This window comes from Leptolyngbya sp. FACHB-711, assembly GCF_014695615.1.
Taxonomy (GTDB): Bacteria; Cyanobacteriota; Cyanobacteriia; order Elainellales; family Elainellaceae; genus Leptolyngbya_A.
Genome location: NZ_JACJOR010000262.1, coordinates 1 through 3,577, shown reverse-complemented (window position 1 = coordinate 3,577; position 3,577 = coordinate 1). Strand labels below are relative to the sequence as shown.

Here is a 3,577-nt window from a genome sequence, read left to right as displayed (position 1 = left end):
CTGGGAATTCTCCAGCCTTTTCGCAGAAAACGAGGCTTTCCCCAATATGCTGAACCCGAAGACTGCTCATGCAGCATGATATGGCAACCCGTCTTTTACTCACCCATGCGAAGCGACCCCTTCAGCCTATCCATCTGGTCATGTAAACCGTCACAGTAGTCTTATCACCGTCAGTCTTATCATCGTCAGTTCTCACTACCGCCCTTTTCTCACCCGCTTCCCGTGATTAATTCCCCTGTGCCCAATTCATCAGAAACTGCTTCAAACCCTTCAAACGCTGCTGTCAAACCGCCTCGCCCCGTGTTTGAAACCGTGTTTGCCTTTCCTCCCAACCGCGAGATTGCAGGCGGCACAGCTTACCTGATTCTGCAGGAGGGCGGCAATATGCTGGTTGACTGTCCTGCGTGGGATGCCGCAACTCGATCGTTTCTTCAGGCGCAGGGAGGCGTGCGGTGGTTATTTCTGACTCATCGGGGGGCGATCGGTCAGGTCAGGTCAATTCAGCAGGAAACGGGCTGCGAAGTGCTGATTCAGGAGCAGGAGGGCTATCTGCTGCCCCAAATGGAAATCACAACGTTTCAGCAAGAGTTTCGCCTCAGCTCCAGCAGTCTGGCAATCTGGACACCTGGACATTCTCCCGGCTCTGCCTGCCTTTATCACGATCGCTTTGGCGGCATTCTGTTTACCGGACGGCATTTGTTACCGAATCAGCAGGGAAACCCGGTTCCGCTCCGCATTGCCAAAACTTTTCACTGGCCGCGTCAGCTTCGCAGCATTGCAGCCCTGCGCGATCGATTCACGCCAGAAACGCTTCAGTTTCTCTGTCCGGGCGCGAATACAGGGTTTTTGCGAGGACAGCGATCGATCGATCGAGCTTTCGATCGGCTCAGTCAGCTTGATCTGGAGGCGATGCGGCTAGAAAAGCCTGGACTCTAACAGCGCAATGACCTCTAGCTGACATTGAAATCATTTGCGCTTAGCGATCGGCGGTTGGGTGAACTGAGAACGGCAAACACTCCGCCCTGAGCAAAGCCGGGAATTGCACCGTCGGGATTGTAGTAGAGCCGCCCGGTCGATTGCGCGTAGACAATTGCTGCGCTGCTGGCTTGTGCCTGGGCAAAGGTCGAAACTGCCTGAAAGCTAATCGATCGGGTCAGGGTAGGGAAGGTTTGGCGATCGAGGACAATCTTGTCTTGACGGGGTGTGAAATCAGTAATGCGGCTGGGCGGATCTTGCGGGTTAAAGGGTGCGCCTGTCGCAAAAATAAACCGATCGCTCCCGGCATCTCCAGTAAGCGTATTTTTTCCTGTGCCACCGCTGAGGGAGTCATTGCCGTCCCCTCCCAGTAAGCGATCGGCTCCCGCGTTGCCCAATAGCGTATCGTTGCCGTCCAGCCCGCGTAGAGTGTCCTTGCCTGCTTCCCCGGCTAGCGTATTGCGTCCGCTGCTTCCAGTGAGGCTGTCCTCAAGCTGAGTGCCGATCGCGTTGGCGTAGTTTCTGATTGGATAGCGAGTCCGGGGGCTGGTGTTGAGCTGAAACGTTGCGTTTGCCAGGTTAACAGAAATCGACGTGCGAGTTTCCTGGGAACCGTTGATCGTACCTGCGCGACTGCGGGTAGGACGCTGCAAAAATACAAAGCTGGTGCGGTTCAGCAAAACCCGTGCGTTGTTCGAGCCACTGCTAGAGACAATCAGATCGGGCTTTTGATCGCCATTCAAATCACCGATCGCTGTTGCAGAAGGGTCACTGTTAGCTAGGGTGAAAAAAGGACGGCTGAAATTGCCTTCGCCATTGGTGAGAATAGTCGCCAGCGAGGAACCATTTTGCAGTGTTGCAATTAAATCAATTTGACGATCGCCATTCAGATCTGCTGCCCGAATCGACGTGGTTCGCGTGTTGGGAAGCAGGGTTTCTCCCCGCGTAAATTCCCCTTTGCCGTTGCCAAACAGCACTGAAATTCCCGCAGAACGAGAGCCATTATTTGCTGTCGCCACATCCTGCCTGCCATCGCCATCAAAGTCTCCAGTTGCCACCCCAAACGGTACAGCTCCCCCAGAGCGATAGCTTTTCGACTCCCGAAAATTGCCGTCTCCAGTTCCTAGCAGCAGCGAAACCGTATTCGAGCCAGCATCCGCTGTGACCAGATCGAGCCTTCGATCGCCGTTAAAGTCTCCGGTTGCCAGCGCGAGCGACTGCCCTCCCAAAATGCGATTGGTCTTTACAGCACGAAACGTGCCGTTCCCGTTGTTTAGCAAAATCGAAACACTGCTCGACCCGCTTCCAAAGTTAACGGCTGCAATATCAGGGCGATCGTCTCCGTTAAAGTCTCCAAGGACTACCTCTCGGGGCTGCGTGCCGACCTCAAGCCGAGCAACGCTGCGAAAACTACCGTCTCCGCGACCCAGCAGCAGCGAAACCGTATCTGAGGTGCGATTTGCAGCCACAATATCAGCGAACCCGTCGCCATTTAAATCGGCGGCTGCTAGCCCACCCGGATTGTCACCAATTTCTAGCTCGATCGCCGGGTTAAACGTGCCCCGACCCGTACCCAAAAACAGCGACGCATCGGTATTGAAGGCAAAGCCAAACGTCGTGATCACCGTATCCAGGTTGCCGTCATTGTTGAAGTCAGCGATCGCAGCACTGTTAGAAAAGGCGTTGAGCGGCAAACTCCCGCCCGACTCAAACCTCAGGTCAAAGTTCAGCAGGTCTTTTCGGTTTGAAGATTGACGCTGAGCAGAAGACAGTTTTTTTGCAAGGGTCATCGCAGCCTCACGCACTCACGGCAGGTCTGCCATATCCAGAGCCTTTTCTCAGGACACATCTAGCCCATCAGATCAGTTTGCTCTCCAGATGTAGCGTCTAGAAGTGTAGCTTACCTGGGGCGATCGGCAGTTTTATTTCTTAAAGTAAATAAGCCCATGACGAGGATTGAACTCATGACCTCACCCTTACCAAGGGTGTGCAAAGAGCGCATTTTGTAAGGATTCTGAGCGTTTGGTCTTGAAGCTGTACCCAAACTGTGCCCAGTATAGCCGGAATGTCTAGGAGCTAGACAGGATTCGATCGCTTCAGTGCTCTCTTTCCTTAGCTCCTTGCCTAGAAGCTACCGTCGCTACGGTTTCAACGATCACGGTCACGTCTAAAGGTTTAGAGACGTAGGTTTGAAAACCTGCTTGATGGATGCGATTCCTACTTACCTCTCTGTCTGAATCAGCGATGATAATTGCTGGAATTGGCTCTATCCCTAGCTCTACCTCTTTGTCTCTCCACAGACCGATAAGCATATATCCGTCTCCATCTGGTAAATGAGTGTTACTGAGGATTACATCCGGTATAAACCGATCTAGAGCTTCTATCGCCTCATAAATGTGGATAACCGCTGTAACCTCTGCACCCCATAGCTGGAGAATGAAGGTAATTAGTTCTCTTGTATCCTGCTCGTCCTCAATAACTAGCAGATGCAATCCTTCAAGGGGCTTACCAGAATCACTCATTTTCCTAAAGAGACTTGCCAATAAAAAGGATAGAGAATTATTGATATCTCGGAATCTATCCTACGACTGGCTAAGTATAA

The 3,577-nt window shown here is 52.6% G+C and carries 3 protein-coding genes; 1 reads left to right on the top strand and 2 read right to left on the bottom strand.

What is annotated here, in order from left to right; genetic code table 11:
• Positions 1-222 precede the first annotated feature (222 nt).
• Positions 223-936, top strand: coding sequence for an MBL fold metallo-hydrolase (locus H6F80_RS10205; protein ID WP_242067271.1), 714 nt, complete (start codon positions 223-225; stop codon positions 934-936).
• A gap of 14 nt (positions 937-950) precedes the next feature.
• Here the strand turns inward: H6F80_RS10205 and H6F80_RS10200 are convergent, their stop codons facing one another.
• Both H6F80_RS10200 and H6F80_RS10195 read right to left on the bottom strand, forming a co-directional pair.
• Complete coding sequence (locus H6F80_RS10200) at positions 951-2,765, bottom strand: FG-GAP-like repeat-containing protein (RefSeq protein WP_190791456.1); 1,815 nt, start codon at positions 2,763-2,765, stop codon at positions 951-953.
• 306 nt (positions 2,766-3,071) lie between these two features.
• The gene (locus H6F80_RS10195; protein WP_190791455.1) at positions 3,072-3,497 is read right to left on the bottom strand and encodes a response regulator; all 426 of its coding nucleotides are present in this window, start codon (positions 3,495-3,497) and stop codon (positions 3,072-3,074) included.
• Between the last annotated feature and the right edge of the window lie 80 nt (positions 3,498-3,577).